The 24,812-nt window shown below is 50.7% G+C and carries 19 protein-coding genes; 10 read left to right on the top strand and 9 right to left on the bottom strand.

Features of this window, described 5'->3' with window-relative positions:
* Window positions 1–50 precede the first annotated feature (50 nt).
* Window positions 51–2,165, bottom strand: a complete 2,115-nt coding sequence (locus HV237_RS11600; protein ID WP_047358110.1) for an EAL domain-containing protein — start codon at window positions 2,163–2,165, stop codon at window positions 51–53.
* Window positions 2,166–2,575: 410 nt separating this feature from the next.
* Here HV237_RS11600 and HV237_RS11605 point away from each other — a divergent pair, with 410 nt between their 5' ends.
* The 4 genes from HV237_RS11605 (at window position 2,576) to dbpA (ending at window position 6,670) form a co-directional block, all read left to right on the top strand.
* Window positions 2,576–3,685: a methyl-accepting chemotaxis protein gene (locus HV237_RS11605; protein ID WP_047358111.1), complete on the top strand. Its 1,110-nt coding sequence runs from the start codon at window positions 2,576–2,578 to the stop codon at window positions 3,683–3,685.
* A gap of 156 nt (window positions 3,686–3,841) precedes the next feature.
* On the top strand, window positions 3,842–4,825 hold the full coding sequence (gene zntB, locus HV237_RS11610; RefSeq protein ID WP_016153198.1) for a zinc transporter ZntB: 984 nt from the start codon (window positions 3,842–3,844) through the stop codon (window positions 4,823–4,825).
* Between the two features lie 275 nt (window positions 4,826–5,100).
* The gene (locus HV237_RS11615) at window positions 5,101–5,268 is read left to right on the top strand and encodes a hypothetical protein (protein ID WP_016153197.1); all 168 of its coding nucleotides are present in this window, start codon (window positions 5,101–5,103) and stop codon (window positions 5,266–5,268) included.
* A 28-nt stretch (window positions 5,269–5,296) separates the two neighbouring features.
* The gene (gene dbpA, locus HV237_RS11620; protein ID WP_047358112.1) at window positions 5,297–6,670 is read left to right on the top strand and encodes an ATP-dependent RNA helicase DbpA; all 1,374 of its coding nucleotides are present in this window, start codon (window positions 5,297–5,299) and stop codon (window positions 6,668–6,670) included.
* Between the two features lie 49 nt (window positions 6,671–6,719).
* Here dbpA and ttcA read toward each other — a convergent pair whose 3' ends face one another.
* From ttcA to nifJ, 5 genes are all read right to left on the bottom strand, one after another.
* Window positions 6,720–7,655, bottom strand: coding sequence for a tRNA 2-thiocytidine(32) synthetase TtcA (gene ttcA, locus HV237_RS11625; RefSeq protein WP_016156617.1), 936 nt, complete (start codon window positions 7,653–7,655; stop codon window positions 6,720–6,722).
* A 198-nt stretch (window positions 7,656–7,853) separates the two neighbouring features.
* Window positions 7,854–8,288: a universal stress protein UspF gene (gene uspF, locus HV237_RS11630; protein WP_047358113.1), complete on the bottom strand. Its 435-nt coding sequence runs from the start codon at window positions 8,286–8,288 to the stop codon at window positions 7,854–7,856.
* Window positions 8,289–8,369: 81 nt separating this feature from the next.
* The gene (locus tag HV237_RS11635; RefSeq protein WP_016153189.1) at window positions 8,370–8,582 is read right to left on the bottom strand and encodes a KTSC domain-containing protein; all 213 of its coding nucleotides are present in this window, start codon (window positions 8,580–8,582) and stop codon (window positions 8,370–8,372) included.
* A gap of 145 nt (window positions 8,583–8,727) precedes the next feature.
* On the bottom strand, window positions 8,728–9,861 hold the full coding sequence (gene ompC, locus HV237_RS11640; protein ID WP_016156616.1) for a porin OmpC: 1,134 nt from the start codon (window positions 9,859–9,861) through the stop codon (window positions 8,728–8,730).
* A 366-nt stretch (window positions 9,862–10,227) separates the two neighbouring features.
* Window positions 10,228–13,752, bottom strand: a complete 3,525-nt coding sequence (nifJ, locus tag HV237_RS11645) for a pyruvate:ferredoxin (flavodoxin) oxidoreductase (protein ID WP_181541824.1) — start codon at window positions 13,750–13,752, stop codon at window positions 10,228–10,230.
* A gap of 274 nt (window positions 13,753–14,026) precedes the next feature.
* Between nifJ and HV237_RS11650 the strand changes: the two genes are divergently transcribed.
* Window positions 14,027–14,293: a DUF333 domain-containing protein gene (locus tag HV237_RS11650; protein WP_003020360.1), complete on the top strand. Its 267-nt coding sequence runs from the start codon at window positions 14,027–14,029 to the stop codon at window positions 14,291–14,293.
* Between the two features lie 13 nt (window positions 14,294–14,306).
* On the opposite strand, the gene hslJ is transcribed toward HV237_RS11650, so the two are convergent.
* Together hslJ and HV237_RS11660 are read right to left on the bottom strand one after the other, a co-directional pair.
* A complete protein-coding gene (gene hslJ / locus HV237_RS11655; RefSeq protein WP_016153186.1) occupies window positions 14,307–14,726 on the bottom strand; it encodes a heat shock protein HslJ in 420 nt (139 codons plus the stop codon).
* A 112-nt stretch (window positions 14,727–14,838) separates the two neighbouring features.
* Window positions 14,839–15,828: a 2-hydroxyacid dehydrogenase gene (locus HV237_RS11660; RefSeq protein ID WP_003833196.1), complete on the bottom strand. Its 990-nt coding sequence runs from the start codon at window positions 15,826–15,828 to the stop codon at window positions 14,839–14,841.
* Window positions 15,829–16,518: 690 nt separating this feature from the next.
* On the opposite strand from HV237_RS11660, the gene HV237_RS11665 reads away from it, so the two are divergent.
* The 4 genes from HV237_RS11665 to HV237_RS11680 all read left to right on the top strand — a co-directional run bounded on the left by HV237_RS11665 (window position 16,519) and on the right by HV237_RS11680 (window position 19,990).
* On the top strand, window positions 16,519–19,158 hold the full coding sequence (locus tag HV237_RS11665; RefSeq protein WP_047358115.1) for a YdbH family protein: 2,640 nt from the start codon (window positions 16,519–16,521) through the stop codon (window positions 19,156–19,158).
* Window positions 19,155–19,346 (top strand): YnbE family lipoprotein, encoded by a 192-nt coding sequence (locus HV237_RS11670; RefSeq protein WP_016156612.1) that lies wholly within the window; start codon window positions 19,155–19,157, stop codon window positions 19,344–19,346. The genes HV237_RS11665 and HV237_RS11670 overlap by 4 nt, the downstream gene beginning before the upstream one ends.
* A 7-nt stretch (window positions 19,347–19,353) precedes the next feature.
* Window positions 19,354–19,677 (top strand): YdbL family protein, encoded by a 324-nt coding sequence (locus HV237_RS11675; RefSeq protein ID WP_016156611.1) that lies wholly within the window; start codon window positions 19,354–19,356, stop codon window positions 19,675–19,677.
* 127 nt (window positions 19,678–19,804) lie between these two features.
* Window positions 19,805–19,990, top strand: coding sequence for a hypothetical protein (locus HV237_RS11680; RefSeq protein WP_016153181.1), 186 nt, complete (start codon window positions 19,805–19,807; stop codon window positions 19,988–19,990).
* Window positions 19,991–20,033: 43 nt separating this feature from the next.
* Here the strand turns inward: HV237_RS11680 and azoR are convergent, their stop codons facing one another.
* Entirely contained in the window at window positions 20,034–20,639 is a 606-nt protein-coding gene (gene azoR, locus HV237_RS11685; protein WP_006684422.1) for an FMN-dependent NADH-azoreductase, read from the bottom strand.
* 201 nt (window positions 20,640–20,840) lie between these two features.
* Here azoR and hrpA point away from each other — a divergent pair, with 201 nt between their 5' ends.
* Window positions 20,841–24,743 carry an ATP-dependent RNA helicase HrpA gene (gene hrpA, locus HV237_RS11690; protein ID WP_047358116.1) on the top strand — a complete coding sequence of 1,301 codons (3,903 nt, stop codon included), beginning with the start codon at window positions 20,841–20,843 and terminating at the stop codon, window positions 24,741–24,743.
* Window positions 24,744–24,812: the final 69 nt, after the last annotated feature.

Below are 24,812 nucleotides of genomic sequence, written 5' to 3' on the forward strand. Positions count from 1 at the left end.
TTATCTGCTGTGTTGCCCGTTTAATGGCGAATATTTTAGATATTACAGTCTCACAAAGTTATTGATTGTCGGTGAGACAAGGGTTGTACGACTGGCTTTTGTTTGATGCTGTTTTCTGATTGGATCAGTTCATGAATCTTATGCGCTGGCAGCGGTTTTGCAAACAGGAAACCTTGCAGCATGCTACACCCCATCTGGGTAAGAAGTAATTCCTGCTCCTGGGTTTCTATTCCTTCAGCCACCACGCGCATATTCATGGAGTGAGCTATGTCAATAATGGTAGACACAATTTTTGTATTTTTACTGTTCTCGCTAATATCTTTGACAAATATCCTGTCGATTTTTAATTCCCGTGCCGGAAGTGACTTCAACATCAATATATTTGAATAACCAGTGCCGAAATCATCAATAGAAACGGTGATCCCCAATGCCGAAAAAGCATTCAGGATTTCAATACTGCGTTTAAAATTTTTAAGTGCAGTGCTCTCCGTGAGCTCCAGCGTGAGACAGGCAGGTGAAAGTTGGTATTGCGCCAGGGCGTTACAAACAACATCAATAATATCATGCTGTTCAAACTGGGCGGGGGAGAGGTTAACGGCGAGCGTCCATTCTGTATTCCCTTGTAATGTCCACTGATGCAACTGCAAACATGCCTGTTGGATAACCCATTTGCCGACGGGAATAATCAGGCCCGTTTCTTCCAGCTCAGGCAGAAATTCAGCCGGTAGCAGCATGCCGCGCTCCGGATGATGCCAGCGTAATAACGCTTCAAAACCAGTCAGGGAATGATCTCCGGCGGTATATTTAGGCTGATACCATAGCTCAAACTGGTTGCGTTCAAGCGCTTGTGAAAGTTCCTGTAGAAATGTCGGCGGCGTATCAGCGATAGCTTCCATCTGGGGACTATAAATAGCCCAGCCGTTTCTGCCCGCTTGTTTGACATGATACATCGCCATATCGGCCTTCACTTTTAGCTCATGCAGTGTCGAGCCATGTTCGGGATAAATACTGCTCCCCGCACTTAACGAAATCCGAATGGTATGACCGAATAAGGTAAAGGGGTCACCGATCGCATCTGAAATTCGCGCAAGCAAGGCGGAGATAGCCTGCTGGTTGCAGTCTGGAACCAGCAGGATAAATTCATCTCCCCCCAGTCTTGCCAGCGTCATTGAATCATCAAGGCAACTGTAGATACGCTGTGTACTGGCAATCAGCAGTTGATCGCCGATGTGATGCCCCCAGGTATCGTTAACGACTTTAAAACGATCGAGGTCAATAAATACCAACGCGAAACGCTGTTGATGCAATTTGGAATGCCGCAGGCAGGCCTGTAAGCGGGTATCTATTTGCGTTCGATTAGCTAGTCCGGTCAGCGCGTCGAAGTGGACCTGATGTTCAAGCTGGCAGTTCAACTGATGCAGGTTGTCAGCCAGTCGGGAAGTGCGCAGTTGTGAATCCACCATCGAGACGACCAGCATGATACCCAAAATAATCAGCGTTACGGCGCAGACCCAGACAGAGAGTTCCAGCGTACTGAGCCCATCGTGCGCAGTGTGTCCAAAATGGGTGAACGTTGCCGCTCCCATACCGGTGTAATGCATAGAAGCAATTGCCAGCGCCATAATAAGGGCAGCAATAAGTCGGTTAATCAGCACGCGACGGGTGTTTTGGCGTAAATGGAAGGCGAGCCATAAACCTACGCCAGACGCAACGACGGCAATAATTACAGAGAGCAATATCAGCGAGCGATCCCATGAGATGGCCACATGTTCGATAATGGCATACATGCCAACGTAGTGCATCGTGACAACGCCGGCACTCAATATGCTGGTGGCAATGACCAGTCGTTTTGTTGATAACGTATTACCGGAAATAGCGATATTGATGGCGAGGGTTGCAGAAATGAGCGCAATAAAGAACGAAAACGCGGTGAGTGATAGGTGATAATTGATCGGCATAGTCATTTTCATGGCCAGCATACCGATAAAATGCATCGACCAGATCCCCATACCCAGCGTAGCGCCGCCAGATAGCCGCCAGAAGGTAGATTCACGTTTGCTGGAGATTGCTACCTTACCCGCACTGTCGAGGGCAATAAAGGAGGCAATAAACGCGACAACAAAGGAAATCCCAATCAATACAGGGTCCCACGACACGTGCAACATCTTACTACCTATCGAAAAAAAGCCGTGATGATAAATCTAGCAGGTTTTGTCCAGTTAACCTGATAAAACCAGGAATGTTCTTGTGTTTTTACAATGAGTATTAGAGCGAAGAGCAAGATATTGAAAATGATAAGCCATTACTTATATAAGCATTCATAAAAATTATGTTTCTGTGTGTTTTATGCTCGTCACGTGCTCGCCATCACAATAATCTGATGGTGGGGAACATTACCGCCATTGGCGGGATAAAGTGCTGAACTATTATAAATGGACAGTGTAATTTATTGACTTAAGTTAAAGGTCTGTTGGCTCTCATTGAAAGTTCAGCTTTCGTCACAGAGCAATGGAAATCTGTATTGCAGATGCTATAAAAATAACATCCACGTTATTTCTTGGTGCACAGGGTTAAAATGTTAAATGATATTAGCGTCAGAACCTTTATTATTTTATTTCTGCTCATTACAGCGGTTGCGCTCAATGTTGTTGAAATAATTTTTTCGGCTACCCCAGAAATTATTATTGGCACTAATGCGGTAAGCATTGTTTCTATATTATGTTTGTGGTGGTACATGACGAAATATCTGGTCATGCCGATTAATACGGTTAAAAGAAGCATTGAAGAGGTAACATCCGGGAATCTGGCAATCAGTATTCCCGAATTTGGTAATAACTGTGCGGGTAGACTAATTCCTGGCATCAATAGCTTATCAAGTAATATTTCAGCACTCGTTAATGAGATCAGAACATCCTCGCAAACGGCGATGGCGCTTTCTGAACAGCTGGCGGAACGCAGCGCCGAGCTTTCAGTGAAAACAGAACAGCAATCCGGAGCATTAATGCAGACGGCTGCCAACATGGATGAAATAGCGGTTAATACGCGGAATAATGCTGATAACACGCAAATAGCCAGCGCCCAGGCAACAATTGCCACGCAATGCGCCCGTCAGGGTGGCGAATTAATGGTGCAGGTTGCGACAAATATGCGTTCAATCACCGAATGCGCACAGCAAATGACAGAAATTATTACGCTGATAGATGGTATTGCATTCCAGACCAATATTCTGGCATTGAATGCTGCTGTGGAAGCTGCAAGGGCCGGTGAACATGGCAAAGGTTTTTCTGTGGTGGCCGGTGAGGTAAGAATGCTTGCACACCGCAGTGCAGATGCAGCTAAGAATATTAAGCAACTGATTGCCCAAACCCATCAAAATGTTCAGCAAGGCGCTGCTATTGTGCGTGAAGCTGAGAAAAACATGCATGATATTGTCGGGGGGGCCGGGCAATTAAACCAACTGATGGGCGAGATATTAACCACTACGCAGGAGCAGGAGAAAGGAATAATCAGAATTACCCATGCTCTGGCCGAACTGGAGAACGTCACCCAAAGTAATGCCATTATGGTTGATGAGCTTTCTGACTCCTCAGGTATCCTGAAAAATCAGGTGATTGACCTTCAATCGCGAACGCATAAATTTCGCTTAAGTCATGCGCTTGAATCAGAGAGACGCCAGCGGGCCTGAGACGGGCATCTCGTAACCAGCGCCGCATTCGTCGGCGCTTTTCTTATTATCAGATACTTTTTATGAATCATTTCAGCACAATGGGACAATGAGATATTGCTTAACATATTCTGACAGCTAGACTAACGAAAAAAGCTGAATGTTTGTGGAGGCGCTGTGGAAGCCATTAAGGGAACGGATGTTAATGTGCCGGATGCCGTGTTTGCCTGGCTATTGGATGGCCGTGGTGGGGTGAAGCCACTGGAAGATAACGATGTTATCGACAGTCAACATCCCTGCTGGCTGCATCTTAATTATACCCATCCTGAAAGCGCGCAATGGCTGGCGACAACGCCTTTACTTCCCAATAACGTGCGTGATGCGCTGGCGGGTGAAAGCACGCGCCCACGCGTAAGCCGGGTAGGGGAAGGTACGTTGATTACGCTGCGCTGTATTAACGGCAGCACCGACGAGCGACCTGACCAACTGGTTGCGATGCGCTTATATATGGATGAACGTCTGATTGTCTCAACGCGTCAGCGTAAAGTATTGGCGCTGGATGATGTGGTCAGCGATCTCCAGGAAGGCACGGGAGCGGCTGATTGTGGTAGTTGGCTGGTGGATGTTTGCGATGCACTAACCGATCATGCCAGTGAGTTTATCGAACAATTGCACGATAAGATTATCGATCTGGAAGATAACCTGCTCGATCAGCAGATTCCGCCGCGTGGTTTCCTGGCATTGCTGCGTAAGCAGTTAATTGTGATGCGCCGATATATGGCGCCTCAACGCGATGTCTATTCCCGGCTGGCGAGCGAACGTTTTTCCTGGATGACCGACGACCATCGGCGGCGGATGCAGGATATCGCTGACAGGCTAGGGAGAGGGCTGGATGAAATAGATGCCTGCATTGCCAGGACTGGTATTATGGCGGATGAAATTGCGCAGGTTATGCAGGAGTCTCTGGCTCGCCGAACGTATACAATGTCATTGATGGCAATGGTTTTTCTTCCCAGCACATTTTTAACCGGGCTGTTTGGCGTTAACCTCGGCGGTATCCCTGGCGGTGGCTGGCAGTTTGGCTTCTCACTTTTTTGTATTCTGTTAGTGGTCCTGATTGGTGGTGTTACTTTATGGTTGCATCGTAGTAAATGGTTGTAACAACAACGTTTTTTAGTGACTTTTGCGCATGAAAACGTCCTGGTTTTTGAGCGAAGTCAATAAACCATCTACCTATTCGGGGCAATATCTCTCTCGCAGGTGAATGCAACGTCAAGCGATGGGCGTTGCGCTCCATATTGTCTTACTTCCTTTTTTGAATTACTGCATAGCACAATTGATTCGTACGACGCCGACTTAGATTAGTCGGCTTTTTTTTGCCTGCAGGAAATCAGCGTCTACCCTAAAAGAGCCAACCTGAATAACTGGAGGGGTATATGAACTGTCTGATTGCAACGCCGCACACTGATTCGCTACCGACCGACCCGGTTCCCATTCCCGATCCCATACCTCGTCCGCAGCCAATGCCGGATCCGCCACCGGATGAAGAGCCGATTAAATTGTCGCATCGCGGGCGCAGATCTGCGAGGATACGCGCCTGCTGATTGTGAGTTTTTACCGCGAGATTAAATTGTGACCGCTTTTTCAACCCTGAATGTTTTACCTGCTGCCCAACTCGAGAATCTTAACGAGCTGGGTTATCTTGAAATGACGCCTGTTCAGGCTGCTGCGTTACCGGCAATTCTGGCGGGGAAAGATGTTCGCGTGCAGGCTAAAACCGGCAGTGGCAAAACGGCGGCTTTTGGTCTTGGATTATTACAGCATGTTGATGTCGCGCTGTTTCAGACGCAGTCCCTGGTGCTGTGCCCAACGCGCGAGCTTGCTGACCAGGTGGCGGGTGAGCTGCGTCGCTTAGCGCGCTTTCTGCCTAACACCAAGATCTTAACGTTGTGCGGTGGGCAGCCCTTTGGCGCACAACGTGACTCCCTGCAGCATGCGCCACATATTATTGTCGCCACGCCAGGGCGTTTACTCGACCATCTGCAAAAAGGCACTGTTTCTCTGGAGGCCCTGAATACGCTGGTGATGGATGAAGCCGATCGCATGCTGGATATGGGCTTTAGCGATGCGATTGATGATGTCATTCGCTTTGCGCCAGCTTCGCGTCAGACCTTACTGTTTTCTGCGACCTGGCCTGAAGCCATTGCCGCCATTAGTGGTCGGGTGCAGCAAAATCCATTAACGATCGAAATTGATACCGTTGACGCGCTGCCGGCGATTGAGCAGCAGTTTTTCGAAACTTCCAGCCACGGCAAAATTCCGCTGCTGCAAAAATTGCTCAGTCAGCATAAACCTGCATCATGCGTAGTTTTTTGTAATACCAAAAAAGATTGTCAGGCCGTGTGTGACGCACTGAATACGGCGGGGCAAAGCGCGCTCTCACTGCATGGCGATCTTGAACAGCGCGATCGCGATCAGACGCTGGTACGTTTTGCCAACGGCAGCGCGCGCATTCTGGTTGCTACCGATGTGGCCGCGCGTGGTCTGGATATCAAATCACTTGAGCTGGTGGTTAACTTCGAACTGGCGTGGGATCCGGAAGTCCACGTCCATCGTATCGGACGTACCGCGCGTGCTGGCAACAGTGGTCTGGCGATTAGCTTCTGTGCACCGGAAGAAGCGCAGCGGGCCAATATTCTTTCTGAAATGCTGCAACTGAAGCTGAACTGGCTGCCAGCCCCAGCTAACGGCCCAATCCTGCCGCTGGAAGCTGAGATGGCGACGTTATGCATTGATGGCGGTAAAAAGGCTAAAATGCGTCCCGGCGATGTTCTCGGCGCGCTGACCGGTGATATTGGTCTGGAAGGCGCCGATATCGGCAAAATTGCCGTTCATCCGGCGCATGTCTATGTCGCGGTTCGCCAGACTGTAGCGCATAAGGCATGGAAGCAATTGCAAAACGGTAAGATAAAAGGCAAGACTTGCCGGGTTCGGTTATTGAAATAACCACTCGTCGGAGCGCCTGATGGCGCTCCGCTTATCCGGTACTATCGACTTACTTCACTTCCACGACGTTCAGGCGCAGCTCATCCAGTTGAGCATCATCTTCTTCTGGCTGCCAGCCCGCAGGCTGCAGCGGGATCTCTTCACGATCGAACGCTAAATCACCGCCGTCCACAACCTCTGAACCGTGCCTGATACCTTTGAAATCGAACAGATTGATATCGCTCAGATGTGAAGGTACAACGTTCTGCATTGCGCTGAACATGGTTTCAATACGCCCTGGATAGCGTTTGTCCCAGTCGCGCAGCATATCGGCAATGACCTGACGCTGCAGGTTAGGCTGTGAGCCGCACAGATTACATGGAATAATCGGGAAACCTTTCGCTTCGGAGAAACGCTCAATATCTTTCTCACGGCAGTAAGCCAGCGGACGGATAACGATATGTTTACCGTCATCGCTCATCAGCTTCGGCGGCATACCTTTCATCTTCCCGCCGTAGAACATGTTTAAAAACAGCGTTTGCAGGATGTCGTCGCGATGGTGACCGAGCGCAATCTTGGTGGCGCCTAACTCAGTTGCCGTGCGGTACAGAATGCCGCGACGCAGGCGAGAACAGAGCGAGCAGGTCGTTTTGCCTTCAGGGATTTTATCTTTGACGATCCCGTAGGTGTTTTCTTCGACAATCTTATACTCCACGCCCAGTTGTTCCAGATATTCCGGCAGAATATGCTCCGGGAAGCCAGGTTGTTTCTGATCGAGGTTAACCGCAACTAAGGAAAAACTGATCGGGGCGCTTTGCTGCAAATTACGCAGGATCTCCAGCATGGTATAGCTGTCTTTCCCCCCGGAAAGGCACACCATAATGCGATCGCCGTCTTCGATCATATTGAAGTCGGCAATGGCTTCGCCCACGTTACGGCGCAGACGTTTTTGCAATTTGTTCAGGTTGTATTGTTCTTTCTTGCTAATATCTTGATTTTGCGACATTTAATAGAGGCTCAATTCATAGTGTGGCATCAGAAGAGTATGCATCACGCCGGATAGTCCGGCAAAAGAAGTCTGATATAAAAACTGTGGCGTGTATGGTACGGATAAGCGGGAAAAATGTCAGCACATTTAGGACAGGAATCGTGGGGTATAACAGGTAGAAACAAAAAGCCCGCAGCGATGTGCGGGCCAGACAGCTTAGCGGACTACCAGTACCGAACACTCCGCATGACGTACCACGGCTGCGGCGTTAGACCCCAGCAGGTAGGTGGTGATGTCAGGGCGATGTGAGGCAATAATGACCATATCAGCCGGTAATTTTTTGGCCATCTCCAGAATCTTATCTTTTGGCGCACCTTCTGTGACATGAACGTGCACTCTGTCCATTGGGATATTGAACTTCTTGATAATCTCTTCCAGTTGAGATTTTGCTTCGGCTTTCAGATCTTCCATGGCCGGTAACTCTGCCGAGTAGGCCAATCCCAGGGAAGCATAATAGGGCAGTGACGGAATTACGGTCAAAAAATGAACCTGTGCATCGTCAATTTTTGCCTCTGCTTCAACATGGGCAATAACACGTTGAGTTAATTCTGAGTCTGAAATATCGATGGGTACAAGAATCGTTCTGTTCATAAAACCTCCTGTTTAAGTATCCACCCAAAGCTTACCGCGTAATGGCACTTTATGTACAATGACAAAGATCACATTTTGGCATCACTTTATTTTTATTTCAGGAAACTTTCCTTTTATTACTCCATCGTAAAATCGACCTTTAGAAACGACGCTCAGGAAATCACGAAAAATACGAGCAGGGACATGCTGATATTGCAGAGTAGACAACTGGTGAAAGCGAATTTCTAGCGTGCGGGAGGATTCGTCATAGCCGACGGATGCAATACGGGATGATTTTACAGGATGATGATTCATTGCAGGTATCCTCTACTACAGGTCTTAATGCAAGATATCATCTATCAGAGATGTGTTTTAGCGCAACAGATATAATGTTTTGATCTGGATAAAACAGAATTGTTAGAACATAAAGAGAGCCCGCTGTTGCCAGCGGGCTGACGGATTAGAACTGGTAAACCATACCCAGTGCTACTACGTCATCAGTAGAGATGTCGTTTTGGCTGTAGAAGTTTTTATCTTCATCCAGCAGGTTGATTTTGTAATCAACATAGGTGGAGAAGTTTTTGTTGAAGTAGTAAGTAGCGCCTACGGATGCATATTTCACCAGATCCTGGTCGCCATCAGATCCGTTTACACCCAGATCCTTGCCTTTAGACATCAGGAAAGAAACTTCCGGACGCAGACCGAAGTCGAACTGGTATTGTGCAGTCACTTCAAAGTTCTGAGTTTTGTTGGCAATCGTATTATCACTACCGTTTGAGCCACCATAAGGGGTCATGTTGCGGGTTTCGGAGTACATGGTTGCCAGGTAGATGTTGTTCGCGTCGTATTTCAGACCGACTGTCCACGCGTCAGCTTTATCACCGCCCGCGGTAGAATCGTTAACCTGCTCGTTAGTACGGTCAGAAGAGGTATATGCTGCACCGAAGCTTACACCCATACCCAAATCGTAGGTCGAGGAGATACCGAAGCCGTCACCGTTGGAGTTCTTCATGTTACGATCGTCGCCACCGTTATTGGTACCTTCCTGCTCTGGTGACTGATTTTCGTTCGCGCCCTGGTACTGCAACGCCACGTTCAGACCGTCAACCAGACCAAAGAAGTCGGTATTACGGTAGGTCGCCACGCCGTTCGCACGACCGGTCATGAAGTTGTCTGCTTTGGTGTAAGAGTCGCCACCGAATTCCGGCAGCATATCAGTCCAGCCTTCAACGTCGTACATTACGCCGTAGTTACGGCCGTAGTCGAATGAGCCGTAGTCGCCGACTTTAATACCTGCGAATGCCAGACGAGTCCAGGAGTCGCCTTTATCACCTTCGGTGCCGTTAGCCTGAACCTGATATTCCCACTGGCCGTAACCGGTAATCATATCGTTAACCTGAGTTTCGCCTTTGAAGCCCATACGCATATAAGTCTGATCGCCATCACTGTTAGCGTCATCAGAGAAATAATGCAGGCCGTCTACTTTGCCATAGAGATCTAATTTGTTGCCGTCTTTATTATAAACTTCAGCCGCGTGAGCAGCGCCTGCAGCCAGCAGGGCAGGAATTACGAGAGCCAGTACTTTTCTGTTCATTGAAATAATCCTTTAGTTTTTTTATTAACCTGTGACTACCCATGTAGGGAGTAAAAGCATGCTAAAGGAGAAGTTCCGTAAAGGGATAAATATGAATTGTTACGCCTTAAGTAAAATCTTAAAGAAATAATTCTACGGAAATGATGATAATTGTGGTGAATGTATGGATGGTAAATATATAAAATAAAAATTATACAAGTGAATTGTGTTGGGCTATTCTGCGCGTGTTATATGCCTTTATTGTCACGTTTTATTTTTCGTTGACGTATTGATAGCTATTATTAATTAGCCAGCGAATAAATTGACAAGCCCGAACAACCGTTCGGGCTTTTTTTTTAGTTCCAGGTTAATACTGAGATAAACGCATTACTCGGTACCGCTCTTTTCCGCTTTTCCAGCTAACTGCGCAAGGAAGTCGTAGCGTTTTTGCAGATCGGCTGCGGCGTCTTTCCAGAGCTGTTCTGCGACTTCTGGCTGTTGGGCGTTCAGGCGACGGAAGCGCTGCTCGTTAAGCAATGTTTCGGCCAGGGCGTCAGACGGTGGGCGAGAGTCCAGCGCCAGCGGCAGCTTACCTTCATCTGCTCGACGTGGATCAAAGCGGTACAGCGGCCAGAACCCGGTTGCCGTGAGCTGACGCATCTGATCATGGCTTAGTGCGAGATCGTAACCATGCTCTTCACATGGGCTATAGGCGATAATCAGCGACGGACCTGGATAGGCCTCCGCTTCCTGGATAGCTTTCACCGTCTGGTTCAACTGCGCGCCCAGAGAGATTTGTGCAACATACACGTGCCCGTACATCATCATACTGACGCCAAGATCTTTGCGAGCTTTGCGCTTGCCATGCTCACCAAATTTAGTGACGGCCCCGAGCGGCGTAGCTTTCGACGCTTGTCCGCCTGTATTGGAGTAACACTGGGTATCCAGTACCAAAATATTGACGTTCTCGGTCAGGCTCAGGACGTGATCCAGTCCCCCAAAACCAATATCGTAAGCCCAGCCATCACCGCCAATCAGCCAGATAGATTTCTCGACCAGCGCATCGGCATCGGTTAACAACTGCTGTGCGCCGTCGACATCTTTCAGGTGCTGGCGCAGTGCTGCAACTTGCTCACGGCGCACCTCTGGCGTAGCTTCATCGTGCAGGGCGTCATTCAGTTCAGCCGGAATGTTATCAGCAAACTGTTCCACTAAACGCATGACGCGTACACGGTGCTGATCCACCGTCAGGCGGAAGCCCAGCCCAAACTCGGCGTTATCCTCAAACAGGGAGTTTGCCCACGCAGGCCCGCGACCATTGGCGTCGGTGGTATAAGGCGTTGAGGGCAGGTTACCGCCATAAATTGATGAACAGCCGGTCGCATTGGCGATCAGCATGCGGTCGCCGTACAACTGCGTAAGCAATTTGATATACGGCGTTTCACCACAGCCAGAGCAGGCCCCAGAGTACTCAAACAGCGGCGTTATCAACTGCGAGGTACGAATATCAATGCGTTCCAGTTTAGTGCGATCGATTTCCGGCAGATTGAGGAAGTAGTCATAGTTAACTTTTTCTTCTTCCACGTGCTCAAGGCGCGACATCATATTGATGGCCTTGATCTCCGGGTTCTGGCGATCTTTCGCCGGGCATACTTCAACGCACAGATTACACCCGGTGCAATCCTCTGGCGCAACCTGCAGGACATATTTCTGACCGCGCATATCGCGTGATTTCACATCCAGAGAATGCAGGCTGGCAGGGGCATTTTCCATCGCTTCTGGTGAAACCACTTTGGCGCGGATAGCCGAGTGCGGGCAGGCGGCTACGCAGTGGTTACACTGGGTACACAGCTCTTCTTTCCAGATGGGGATCTCTTCGGCGATATTGCGTTTTTCCCAACGCGTGGTGCCCATCGGCCAGGTGCCGTCTGGCGGCAGCGCTGAAACGGGGAGAGCATCGCCCAGACCGGCGAGCATTGCCGCGGTGACGATTTTCACGAAATCAGGTGCGGCATCAGAAACCACCGGTGGGCGATTAGCGCTATGTGAGTCAACCGGCTGAAGCGCCACTTCGGCGACGGATTCACGCGCCAGGGCCAGCGCCTGCCAGTTACGTTCAACCAGATCCTGTCCTTTACTGCTATAGCTTTTCGCAATCGCACCCTGCAATTCAGCCAGAGCGCTGTCGCCTGGTAAGATTTGCGTCAGATGGAAGAACGCCATCTGCATAACGGTGTTAATACGTGCAGCCAGACCGCACTCGCGGGCGATTTTGGCCGCATTAATCACGTAGAAACGCGCTTTCTTCTGATTCAGAACAGCCTGAACTTCCTGCGGCAGACGTGTCCAGACTTCATCCACACTGTACGGGGTATTAAGCAGGAATATACCGCCAGGTTTCAGGCGCTCAGCCATCTGATACTTATCGATAAATTGCAACTGGTGACAACCAACAAAATCGGCTTGCGACACCAGATACGCTGAGCGAATAGGTTGTTCACTAACGCGCAGGTGAGAAACCGTCAGACCGCCTGCTTTTTTCGAGTCATAGACGAAATAACCCTGCGCATACCACGGCGTAGAGTTACCGATAATCTTGATGTTGTTTTTGGTGGCCGACACGCTACCGTCACTGCCCAGCCCGTAAAACAGTGCCTCGAGCTTCGCGGTACCGGGCAGGGTGTTTTCCGGTAACGGTAGCGACAGGTTGGTGACATCATCATAGATACCGACCGTAAAGCGAGATTTCGGCTTCGCGATACTCAGCTCATTAAAGACCGCCATGACGCAGTCCGGGCCAAACTCTTTGGAAGAAAGGCCATAACGCCCGCCAATCACCCGCGGTAGCGTTTCTCGTTCGCCGCAGTTAAAGGCTTCCGCCAGCGCGGTCATTACATCCAGATACAACGGTTCAGCTTGCGCGCCGGGCTCTTTGGTGCGATCCAGGACGGCGATGCTCCGTACCGTTTCCGGCAGGGCGCGCAGTAAATGTCTGGCAGAGAATGGGCGGAACAGACGCACTTTCAGAACGCCAACTTTCTCGCCGCGTGCCAGCAGCTCTTCGACGACTTCTTCACTGGTTCCAATCGCCGAGCCCATCAAAATAATGACGCGTTCTGCCTGCGGATGACCGTAGTATTCAAATGGCTGGTACTGACGGCCCGTCGCAGCAGCGAAATCGTTCATCGCCTGTTCTACGTGATCGTAAACCGCGTTGTACCATGGGTTTGTTGCTTCGCGTGACTGGAAGTAGGTGTCCGGGTTCGCAGACGTACCGCGAATAACCGGATGCTCCGGGTTGAGCGCGCGCGCGCGATGAGCATCGATTTCTGCCTGCGGCATCAGCCCGAGGATTGTGTCATCGGCCAGCGGCACTATTTTATTAATTTCATGCGATGTGCGAAAACCATCAAAGAAATGAATAAACGGGACCCGGCTTTTCAGGGTGGCCATTTGCGAAATTAGCGCAAAGTCTTGTGCTTCCTGAACGCTGCTGGCGCACAGCATTGCGCATCCCGTCTGGCGCACCGCCATCACGTCTGAATGATCGCCAAAGATGGATAATGCGTGAGTGGCAATCGTACGCGCCGCAACGTGCAGCACAAACGGAGTCAACTGACCAGCCAGTTTGTACAGCGTCGGGATCATCAGCAACAGGCCCTGCGATGAAGTAAACGACGTAGAGAGCGCACCGGTCTGCAACGCGCCGTGAACGGTCGCTATCGCACCGCCTTCCGACTGCATTTCTACGACACGAGGGGTATCCCCCCACACGTTTTTAAGCCCGTTCCCGGCCCAGGCATCCGCCTGTTCAGCCATCGTCGAACTGGGCGTAATCGGGTAGATGGCGATAACCTCGCTGGTACGAAATGCGACCGAAGCAACCGCACCATTACCGTCAATTGTGATCATACTGACACCCTTACATTGCGCAAAAAAAGGGACACGCGTAACAGCGGCGAATCCTGTAGTTATCCTTTTAGTTTAGCAAAAGCGCTAAAGACAGATTTTCGCTTTTGTGTCCCCCGAATAAACAGAATGAATGGTTTGATCAAAGGAGCAGCCAAAAAATTGCCAGAAAATGTAAACGGTGCGCATAAATGCGCATATTGCCTCTCGACGGCGGTGTTTCCGCTGCCTATTATTTATGGCTGTGTCGTTTGGTTAATATTCAGAGGGGAGTAAGATGCGCGCAGCGTTTTGGGTAGGGTGTGCCGCGTTATTATTATCGGCTTGTAGTAGTGAACCTGTTCAGCAGGCAACCGCCGCGCATGTCGCACCGGGGATGAAGGCCGCAATGTCCAGTTCTGGAGAAGCTAATTGTGCCATGATTGGTGGTTCGCTCTCCGTTGCCCGTCAGCTGGATGGTTCAGCTATCGGAATGTGTGCGTTACCCAACGGCAAACGCTGTAGTGAGCAGTCGCTTGCCGCCGGAAGCTGTGGCAACTATTAAGCCACCGCGTTTCCTACATTAAATCCGCGAGTTTATACGTCAGCGTTTGTTCTGCTGTCGCCAGTGTTAACTGGTCAGCAGTCAGATCGACCTGTGCGCCTTGCTTAAACATGTCGCTGACGATCCCGTCGAGCGCGTTAAGCTGCGGATCGGCGCACATCATGCGGGTCATCGCCATATCTTTAACCTTCAACTCGCCGTCGGACAGTTTGCCCTGACCGTGGAATTGATTACACATCTTTCCCGATACCGTCATGTTTTCGCCAAAACTCAATTCGGGTGGGTTATTAGCGACGGTGACGGCTTTACCATTCACGCTCTGCAAAACGAAGCGGTGATGCTGCAACTGTTCGCGATTGACGGAAACTTTTCCATTGCTCACACAGCCAGCCATCAGCATGCTGAGCGCAATCAACGTGACAACTTTTTTCATTCAATTTCTCTACGTTTGTGACGGGAATACATTCAATATAATAATGATACTGAAGATTTTAGCATCGGTGATTATCTGAAAATGCCCCCCTGAATCCAGGGGAGCACGAGGATTAGAAGAGGGCGTTTGGACAGGTTTCGCCTTTGGAGATCTGTGCCAGATTTTGCAGCGTGGTCTCAGAAATGCTGGTCAATGCTTCGGCAGTCAGGAACGCCTGGTGACCGGTGAACAGCACGTTATGACAGGCCGACAGACGGCGGAACACATCATCCTGAATCACGTCATTGGATTTATCTTCAAAGAACAGGTCGCGTTCGTTTTCATACACGTCCATACCCAGAGAACCAATTTTCTGGTTTTTCAGCGCATCGATAGCGGCTTGCGAATCGATCAATGCCCCGCGACTGGTGTTAATAACCATCACGCCATTTTTCATTTGCTCAAAGGCTTCGTGATTGAGCAGGTGATAATTCTCCGGCGTTAACGGACAGTGCAGGGAGATGACATCGGACTCCGCGAACAGCGTTTTAAGATCGACATATTCAACGCCTAACTCCAGTGCGGCAGCGCTTGGGTAGGGATCAAACGCCAGCAGACGCATCCCAAAACCTTTCAGGATCCGCAGTGCCGCAATCCCAATCTTACCGGTACCGATCACCCCAGCCGTTTTGCCATACATGGTAAAGCCGGTCAGCCCCTCAAGGGAGAAGTTGGCATCACGAGTACGCTGATAGGCGCGGTGAATACGGCGATTCAACGTCATCATCATGCCAATCGCATGTTCAGCGACGGCTTCCGGTGAATAGGCTGGCACACGGACGACCTGCAGGCCGAGCTCTTTTGCCGCGTCGAGATCGACGTTATTGAAGCCGGCGCAACGCAGCGCAATATATTTCACGCCATGCTTTTTCAGCTCTTCCAGAACCGGGCGGCTGCCATCGTCGTTGACGAAGATACAGACGGCTTCACAGCCATGGGCTGTTTTGGCTGTTTTCTCCGTCAGCAGAAAGTCAAAGAATTCAAGTTCAAAACCAAAAGCCTCGTTAACCTGCTGCAGATACTTCTTGTCGTACTGTTTTGTACTATAGATGGCGAGTTTCATAAGACTTTCTCCAGTGATTTTGACGTCACATTAATCCAATTCAAATTATTTTACAAAATCTAAAAAGTTATTGATAGTCATAGGCGTAATGAATAATTTCAGCGCATCTGTTGTTAGTGTGGGCAGGTTACTCAATTTCAACAACTGGATATTTTTCCGTCCAACTCAATACCCGTAATCGATGCAGGTAAAAAGCCAGCCGAATCACATCCAGACAGCTACGCTTATACAGGTAGCAAATATCGGGAGGGGTCATGTTAACTCACTCTGAAGCAAAGCGATGGGCCACCTTAATGCTTAAGGCGGCATTATGTGATGGTATGAAACCTGAGGAGATTTCCCGGCAGGTACATCTGGTCTGCGATCATCATGGTAGGGAGTGCCTCGAAGAGCTCATTGAGGAAATTCTGATAGAGGCTGGTCGTTTAGGACCTAAACATAGCGATGGAGAACTGAGGCCTCATTGAGTCTGAGTTCTTTATATTCCCGACGGCACGTGTAACAGCGTGCCATATAGAATAACGCACTATCTTATTGAATTGATTATTATTTTATTAATTCTCGTTGATTGATAAATAGTGCATATACTTCATGGGAATTTATTCTTAATGTGGGCATATCCTGTTAAACATGCCACAATACTGGCCTAAACCGGCTTAAATTTTCGCTAAATCAGGATATTAACTACCCATGAAGGGTAAATATAAAGCCGCTCTGGCACTTCTCTTATTATTGATTCTCGTGCCGCTGACGTTGGTCATGACGCTTGGCCTGTGGGTTCCTACGCTGGTGGGCGTCTGGTTACCTGTTGGCACGCGCATCGCGCTGGATGAGAGTCCACGGTTGACACGGCATGGGCTGCATATCCCGGAACTCCGCTATCTGGTCGATGATTGCCCGCTAGCGCGCATTACTCAGGCCGATCTTTCCCATCCCAGCCGCTGGTTGCTTAATGTCGGGACAATTGAGCTGGATTCCGCTTGCCTGGCTAAATTACCGCAGACAGAAGCGTCTCCGGCAGCGCCCAAAACGCTGGCTGAATGGCAATCGATGCTGCCCAATACCTGGATTAACATCGACAAAGTTATTCTCTCCCCCTGGCAGGAGTGGCAGGGAAAACTGTCTCTTTCGCTAACGCCATCGACCCAGCAACTGCGCTACCAGGGTGAAAAAGTGAAATTTCAGGGGCGTCTGCGCGGGCAAAATCTCACGGTAAATGAGCTGGATATAGCCGCGTTTGAAGGGCAACCGCCGGTAAAACTGGTTGGTGAATTTACCATGCCGCTGGTTCCTGATGGACTACCGGTGAGCGGTCATGCGGTTGCTACTCTGAGCTTGCCGCAGGAGCCCTCACTGGTGGACGCCGAACTGGAGTGGCAAGAAAACAGCGGACAACTGATCGTCATGGCGCGGGATAATGCCGATCCGTTGCTCGATCTTCCGTGGGAAATAACCCGTCAGCAATTAACCATCAGCGACGGTCGCTGGAACTGGCCTTATCAGGGATTCCCGCTCAGCGGGCGGTTGGGCATGAAAGTTGAAAACTGGCAGGCCGGGCTGGAAAATGCGGTGGTGAGCGGGCGTCTGAACATACTGACCCAAGGCGATGCAGGTAAAGGAAACGCCGTATTAACGCTGGGGCCGGGTAAGCTGGGTGTGGATAGTAGCGACATGCCGTTACAGTTGATAGGCGAGGCGAAACAGGGTGACCTGATCTTTTACGCCAAATTACCCGCCAGACTCACCGGAAGCCTGAACGACCCGCAGCTGGCTTTCGAGCCAGGAGCGCTGCTGCGTTCGCGTGGACGGGTGATTGACTCGCTGGATATTGACGAAATTCGCTGGCCGCTGGCGGGCGTAAAAGTAACGCAGCGCGGCGTAGATGGCCGTCTGCAGGCTATATTGCGCGCGCATGAAAACCAGATGGGCGGTTTTGAATTGCATCTGGATGGTCTGGCAAATGATTTTCTCCCTGACGCGGGTCGCTGGCAGTGGCGGTACTGGGGCAAAGGCAGCTTTACGCCAATGCATGCGCGTTGGGACGTGGCGGGTAAGGGCGAATGGCATGACAACACCCTGAAGCTTTTTGATCTCTCCACCGGATTTGACCACCTGCAATACGGCACCATGAAGGTAGAAACCCCACGCCTGGTGATGGACGAGCCGATCATCTGGGTACGGGATGCCAACAAACCGACTTTTAGCGGCGCGCTGTCGCTGGACGCAGGGAACACCACTTTTACCGGGGGGAGCGTGTTACCGCCGTCAACCCTGAAGTTCAGCGTGGAAGGCACCGACCCGACGATTTTCCAGTTTAAAGGCCAGCTTCACGCGGGCGCGATAGGTCCAGTACAGGTAAATGGCCGTTGGGACGGGATCCGCCTGCGCGGACAGGCCTGGTGGCCAAAACAATCGCTCACCGTATTCCAACCGCTCATCCCACCAGACTGGAAAATGAAGCTACGTGAAGGTGAACTGTATGCGCAGGTTGCGTTTTCGGCTGCCCCGGAACAGGGCTTTGAAGCGGGCGGCCATGGGGTATTAAAAGGCGGTAGCGCCTGGATGCCCGATAACCAAATTAATGGCGTCGATTTTGTGTTGCCTTTCCGGTTTAGTGAAGGCGCATGGCAACTGGGTACGCGTGGACCTATTTCACTGCGTATTGCGGAAGTGGTGAATCAGGTGACGGTGAAAAATATCGCCGCCGATCTACAGGGGGCGTATCCCTGGAGTGAAGACAATCCGTTACTGTTAAGCGATGTCAGCGCCGAACTGCTGGGGGGCAAAGTCATCATGCAACAACTGCGGATGCCGCAGCACGATCCGGCATTATTACGGGTGCAAAATATCTCTTCCAGCGAGCTTATCAGCGCGGTTAATCCCAAGCAATTCGCCATGTCTGGCCCGGTCAGCGGTGCGTTGCCGTTATGGCTGGATAACGAAAAGTGGATCATTAAAGACGGTTGGCTGACCAACCCGGGGCCTATGACGCTGCGTATTGATAAAGACACGGCGGATGCCGTCGTCAAAGATAATATGGCAGCTGGTGCGGCCATTAACTGGCTGCGTTATATGGAAATAAGCCATTCCTGGACGAAAATAAATTTGGATAATCTCGGTGTCTTAACCATGCAGGCAACCGTAACTGGCAATAGCCGGGTGGATGGCAAAGTGGGGACGGTTAATTTGAATTACACCCATGAGGAAAACGTCTTTACGCTATGGCGTAGTTTGCGTTTTGGCGACAATTTACAGGCATGGCTTGAACAAAATGCAGCGCTGCCGGAATCCCATTGCCCGGAAGGCAAGGAATGTGAGGAACAACAATGAAAACGATAGCTGCCATGCTGGGTCTGCTGGCTTCATCTCTGCTGATCGGGTGCACACCCAGAATCGAAGTGGCTGCGCCTAAAGAGCCGATCACTATTAATATGAACGTCAAAATCGAGCATGAGATCCATATCAAAGTCGATAAAGACGTTGAGAGCTTATTAAAATCGCGCAGCGATTTGTTCTGAGGTCACGATGAAAAAACAGCTTGCAGTGATCCTGGTGGCATTGAGTTTATTCAGTGGCAATGGGTGGGCATTGACCTTGAATGAAGCCAGATCCCAGGGGCGGGTGGGCGAAACGCTTAATGGTTATCTGGTGGCATTGCAAACCGACGCCGAAACGCAGGCGCTGGTGAGTGAGATTAATAAAGCACGCAGCGCCAGCTATCAGCAACTGGCTGAGAGCAATAACATTCCTCCAGATGAAGTGGCGAAAATGGCCGGACAAAAGCTGGTCGCTCGGGCTAAACCAGGGGAGTACGTCCAGGGCATCAATGGTAAGTGGTTGAGAAAATAATAAATCTTCTCTGCACACAACCAGAGAGGCACGACGCTGACTTATTCATCGACATCGCAATAGTTGCCACACGGCATCAAACTGAGGCTGATATAGTTCAACACCGGTCGCGTTGCGGAGTGAAATCATGTGGCTTTTCAAGTGGTATGTCTGGAATCGTTGGATATTCAAGCTGTTAAGCCGGGATGTTGCCGAGCCAGAACAATTTTTGCTGCATTGCTGGGAAGAGAATCTGGCGAAGTGCAGAGATTATGCAACCATCTGGCGTGATATTAACCGCATTCACGGCAAACAGGTGCAGGTAAAGAAGTAAATGCTGGAGAAACCCTCCCACCGGATGGTGAGAGGGTGAATTATCAGGCAGCGACGACGCTGTCGATAGCGGCTTTCGCATCGGACTGCGCTTTGGACGCCACTTCCGGGCCGTACGCAATGCCTTCAGCAAAGACGACGTTCACGTCGGTGATGCCAATAAAGCCCAGGAATACGTTCAGATACGGCGTGATCAGGTCGGTCGGCGTATCTTTATGGATACCACCACGGCTGGTCAACACGACTGCGCGTTTACCCGTCACCAGACCTTCCGGACCTTTCTCGGTATAACGGAAAGTCACACCTGCACGGGCAATCAGATCGAAATAGTTTTTCAGCTGGGTTGGGATGTTGAAGTTATACATCGGCGCGGCGATAACAATCACATCATGCGCTTTCAGCTCAGCAATCAGCTCATCGGACAACGCCAGCGCTTCCTGCTGACGCGGTGTCAGCGGCGCATCGCTCGGGCGCAGCGCACCCACCAGTTCGCCATCCAGTACCGGAACAGGATTTGCAGCCAGGTCACGGACGGTGATTTCATCAGCGGAGTGCTTTTCACGCCACTGTTCAACAAAATAATCAGACAACTGACCAGACTGAGAGTACCCTGCCAGAATACTGGATTTAAGAACTAATACCTTGCTCATGGGTGTTTCCTTTTATGTGTTTGAAGGGGGAGTGCCCCGTTGCTTGTTGACACTTTATTCACAATCCTGTCGCAGTGATAGCGCAATATATCGAATCCTATGTTCGAAATTATTGAACAACACATGAAAAGCGCTGATGTGGTACTCTATACCTATCATCTAAAAGAGATTTAACCCGGCAGAGCACTGCCTTTTAACGCTATGACAGAACAACAAAAATTAACCTTCAACATGTTGCAGCAACAGCTGGATTCACTGATGCTGCGTGACAGACAGCGTTTTGCCCGCCGCCTGCAGGGCGTGAAGAAGGTTAAAAATCCTGATGCACAACAGGCCATTTACCAGGAGATGGCAAAAGAGATTGATCACGCTGCAGGTAAAGTTGTGCTGCGTGAAGCCGCGCGTCCGGTCATCAGCTACCCGGAAAACCTGCCCGTCAGTCAGAAAAAACAGGATATTCTGGAAGCGATCCGCGATAACCAGGTGGTGATTGTCGCCGGGGAAACGGGATCAGGGAAAACCACCCAGTTACCCAAAATCTGTATGGAGCTCGGGCGCGGGGTAAAAGGGCTGATCGGCCATACCCAGCCGCGTCGTCTGGCGGCGCGTACCGTGGCGAACCGTATTGCAGAAGAGCTGCAAGCCGAGCCGGGCGGTTGTATCGGTTATAAAGTCCGTTTTAGCGATCATGTCAGCGACAACACCATGGTTAAGCTGATGACGGACGGTATCTTGCTGGCGGAAATCCAGCAAGATCGGCTGCTGATGCAGTACGACACCATCATCATCGATGAAGCGCATGAGCGCAGCCTGAATATCGATTTTCTGCTCGGCTATCTGAAAGAGCTTCTGCCGCGCCGTCCGGATCTAAAAATTATCATCACTTCGGCGACCATCGATCCGGAGCGTTTTTCAAAGCATTTCAATAATGCACCAATTATCGAAGTCTCTGGTCGAACCTATCCGGTGGAAGTTCGCTATCGTCCAATTGTTGAAGACGCAGATGACACCGAGCGTGACCAATTGCAGGCAATTTTTGATGCCGTAGATGAGTTAGGCCGTGAAAGTCAGGGCGACATTTTGATCTTCATGAGCGGCGAGCGCGAAATCCGCGATACCGCCGATGCGCTGAATAAGCTGGATTTGCGCCATACCGAAGTGCTACCGCTGTATGCGCGTCTTTCCAACAGCGAGCAGAACCGTGTGTTTCAGTCGCACAGCGGTCGCCGTATCGTGCTGGCGACCAACGTGGCGGAAACCTCGCTGACGGTTCCGGGGATCAAGTATGTGATTGATCCGGGTACTGCGCGTATCAGCCGTTACAGTTACCGCACCAAAGTTCAGCGCTTGCCGATTGAACCGGTGTCGCAGGCCTCTGCCAACCAGCGTAAAGGCCGTTGCGGTCGTGTTTCGGAGGGGATCTGTATTCGTCTGTATTCTGAAGACGATTTCCTGTCGCGCCCGGAGTTTACCGACCCGGAGATTCTGCGTACCAACCTGGCGTCCGTTATTTTGCAGATGACCGCCTTGGGGCTGGGCGATATCGCGGCGTTTCCGTTTGTTGAAGCGCCGGATAAACGTAACATTCAGGACGGTGTACGCCTGCTCGAAGAACTGGGGGCGATAACCACCGACGAACAGGCAACCGCTTACAAACTGACGCCATTGGGCCGTCAGCTCTCGCAATTGCCGGTGGATCCACGTCTGGCGCGCATGGTGCTGGAAGCGCAAAAACATGGCTGCGTACGTGAGGCGATGATTATCACCTCGGCGCTGTCTATTCAGGATCCGCGCGAGCGCCCGATGGACAAGCAGCAGGCCTCCGACGAGAAGCATCGCCGTTTCCACGACAAAGAGTCTGATTTCCTCGCATTTGTGAATCTGTGGAACTATCTCGGCGAGCAGCAGAAAGCGCTGTCGTCAAACCAGTTCCGTCGTCAGTGCAAACTTGATTTTCTGAACTACCTGCGCGTGCGTGAATGGCAGGATATCTACACGCAACTGCGTCAGGTGGTGAAAGAGTTAGGGATTCCTGTTAACAGCGAACCCGCTGAATACAGAGAGATCCACGTCGCGTTGCTGACCGGTTTACTGTCACATATCGGGATGAAAGATGCCGATAAACAGGAATTTACCGGGGCGCGTAACGCTCGCTTCTCGATCTTCCCAGGCTCTGGTCTATTTAAAAAACCGCCGAAGTGGACGATGGTAGCGGAGCTGGTGGAAACCAGCCGCCTGTGGGGACGTATTGCTGCACGCATCGATCCTGAGTGGGTCGAACCGGTTGCCCAGCATCTGATCAAACGTTCATACAGTGAACCGCACTGGGAACGTGCGCAGGGCGCGGTGATGGCAACAGAAAAGGTTACCGTCTACGGTTTACCGATTGTTGCAGCCCGTAAGGTGAACTACAGCCAGATCGATCCCGCGTTGTCGCGTGAACTGTTCATCCGCCATGCTCTGGTGGAAGGCGACTGGCAAACGCGCCATGCGTTTTTCCGTGACAATTTGAAGTTACGCGCTGAGGTGGAAGAGTTAGAGCACAAATCACGCCGTCGCGACATTCTGGTTGATGATGAGACGCTATTTGAGTTTTACGACCAACGCATCAGCCATGATGTAGTCTCCGCGCGTCACTTTGACAGCTGGTGGAAAAAGATCAGCCGTGAAACGCCGGATCTGCTCAACTTTGAAAAGAGCATGCTCATCAAAGAGGGTGCGGAAAAAATCAGTAAGCTGGATTACCCGAACTTCTGGCATCAGGGCAATCTCAAACTACGGTTAAGTTACCAGTTCGAACCCGGAGCCGATGCGGATGGTGTGACCGTACATATTCCGCTCCCGCTGCTCAATCAGATCGAAGAGAGCGGTTTTGAATGGCAAATTCCGGGGCTGCGCCGTGAACTGGTGATCGCCCTGATTAAGTCTCTGCCGAAACCGGTACGACGCAACTTTGTGCCCGCGCCAAACTATGCGGAAGCGTTTTTAGGCCGCGTCACGCCGCTGGAACTGCCGCTGCTCGACTCGCTGGAGCGTGAACTGCGCCGCATGACCGGCGTGACCGTTGACCGTGAAGACTGGCATTGGGATCAGGTGCCCGATCACCTAAAAATCACCTTCCGGGTAGTGGATGATAAGAACAAAAAGCTGCAGGAAGGACGTTCGCTACAGGATCTGAAAGACGCACTGAAGGGTAAAGTGCAGGAAACATTGTCTGCGGTGGCGGATGACGGTATCGAACAGAGCGGGTTGCACATCTGGAGCTTCGGTCAGCTTCCGGAGAGTTACGAGCAAAAACGCGGTAACTATAAGGTAAAAGCCTGGCCAGCGCTGGTGGATGAGCGTGACAGCGTTGCCATCAAACTGTTTGATAACCCGCTGGAGCAACAGCAGGCGATGTGGTGCGGTTTACGCCGCCTGTTGTTGCTGAATATTCCTTCACCAATCAAATATTTGCATGAAAAACTGCCCAACAAAGCCAAGCTGGGGCTGTATTTTAACCCGTACGGTAAAGTGCTGGATTTGATTGACGACTGTATATCCTGTGGTGTGGATCAACTGATCGACGCCAACGGTGGTCCGGTGTGGACCGAAGAAGGCTTTGCGGCGCTGCATGAAAAAGTGCGGGCTGAACTGAACGATACGGTGGTGGATATTGCTAAGCAGGTCGAACAAATTCTGACCGCGGTGTTTAATATCAACAAACGTCTGAAAGGGCGCGTGGATATGACCATGGCGCTGGGGCTTGCGGATATCAAATCGCAGATGGGCGGGCTGGTGTACCGTGGATTTGTTACCGGCAATGGTTTCAAGCGTCTGGGCGATACGCTGCGTTATTTGCAGGCTATCGAAAAGCGTCTGGAAAAACTGGCTATCGACCCGCATCGTGACCGTGCGCAGATGCTGAAAGTGGATAGCGTGCAGCAAGCCTGGCAGCAGTGGTTCAATAAACTGCCTCCCGCTCGCCGTGAAGATGACGATGTCAAAGAGATCCGCTGGATGATAGAAGAGCTGCGCGTCAGCTATTTTGCCCAGCAGCTTGGTACGCCGTATCCGATTTCCGATAAACGTATTTTGCAGGCGATGGAGCAAATTTCGGGATAAATCGGTACCAGACAGCATACCGGGTAAGGTGACGTCACCGCCCGGTATGCAACCCGATAAAGTATTAAG

This window comes from Citrobacter sp. RHBSTW-00570 (assembly GCF_013739755.1).
GTDB lineage: Bacteria > Pseudomonadota > Gammaproteobacteria > Enterobacterales > Enterobacteriaceae > Citrobacter > Citrobacter braakii.

Excerpts from the sequence above, each read along its gene's own strand:
- HV237_RS11670 (WP_016156612.1), top strand. The coding sequence starts at position 19,155 with ATGAAAACGATAGCTGCCATGCTGGGTCTGCTGGCTTCATCTCTGCTG.
- hrpA (WP_047358116.1), top strand. The coding sequence starts at position 20,841 with ATGACAGAACAACAAAAATTAACCTTCAACATGTTGCAGCAACAGCTG.
- ompC (WP_016156616.1), bottom strand. The coding sequence starts at position 9,861 with ATGAACAGAAAAGTACTGGCTCTCGTAATTCCTGCCCTGCTGGCTGCA.
- nifJ (WP_181541824.1), bottom strand. The coding sequence starts at position 13,752 with ATGATCACAATTGACGGTAATGGTGCGGTTGCTTCGGTCGCATTTCGT.
- HV237_RS11680 (WP_016153181.1), top strand. The coding sequence starts at position 19,805 with ATGTGGCTTTTCAAGTGGTATGTCTGGAATCGTTGGATATTCAAGCTG.
- HV237_RS11600 (WP_047358110.1), bottom strand. The coding sequence starts at position 2,165 with ATGTTGCACGTGTCGTGGGACCCTGTATTGATTGGGATTTCCTTTGTT.
- HV237_RS11665 (WP_047358115.1), top strand. The coding sequence starts at position 16,519 with ATGAAGGGTAAATATAAAGCCGCTCTGGCACTTCTCTTATTATTGATT.
- HV237_RS11605 (WP_047358111.1), top strand. The coding sequence starts at position 2,576 with ATGTTAAATGATATTAGCGTCAGAACCTTTATTATTTTATTTCTGCTC.
- HV237_RS11650 (WP_003020360.1), top strand. The coding sequence starts at position 14,027 with ATGCGCGCAGCGTTTTGGGTAGGGTGTGCCGCGTTATTATTATCGGCT.
- HV237_RS11675 (WP_016156611.1), top strand. The coding sequence starts at position 19,354 with ATGAAAAAACAGCTTGCAGTGATCCTGGTGGCATTGAGTTTATTCAGT.
- azoR (WP_006684422.1), bottom strand. The coding sequence starts at position 20,639 with ATGAGCAAGGTATTAGTTCTTAAATCCAGTATTCTGGCAGGGTACTCT.
- ttcA (WP_016156617.1), bottom strand. The coding sequence starts at position 7,655 with ATGTCGCAAAATCAAGATATTAGCAAGAAAGAACAATACAACCTGAAC.
- uspF (WP_047358113.1), bottom strand. The coding sequence starts at position 8,288 with ATGAACAGAACGATTCTTGTACCCATCGATATTTCAGACTCAGAATTA.
- hslJ (WP_016153186.1), bottom strand. The coding sequence starts at position 14,726 with ATGAAAAAAGTTGTCACGTTGATTGCGCTCAGCATGCTGATGGCTGGC.
- HV237_RS11635 (WP_016153189.1), bottom strand. The coding sequence starts at position 8,582 with ATGAATCATCATCCTGTAAAATCATCCCGTATTGCATCCGTCGGCTAT.
- HV237_RS11660 (WP_003833196.1), bottom strand. The coding sequence starts at position 15,828 with ATGAAACTCGCCATCTATAGTACAAAACAGTACGACAAGAAGTATCTG.
- HV237_RS11615 (WP_016153197.1), top strand. The coding sequence starts at position 5,101 with ATGAACTGTCTGATTGCAACGCCGCACACTGATTCGCTACCGACCGAC.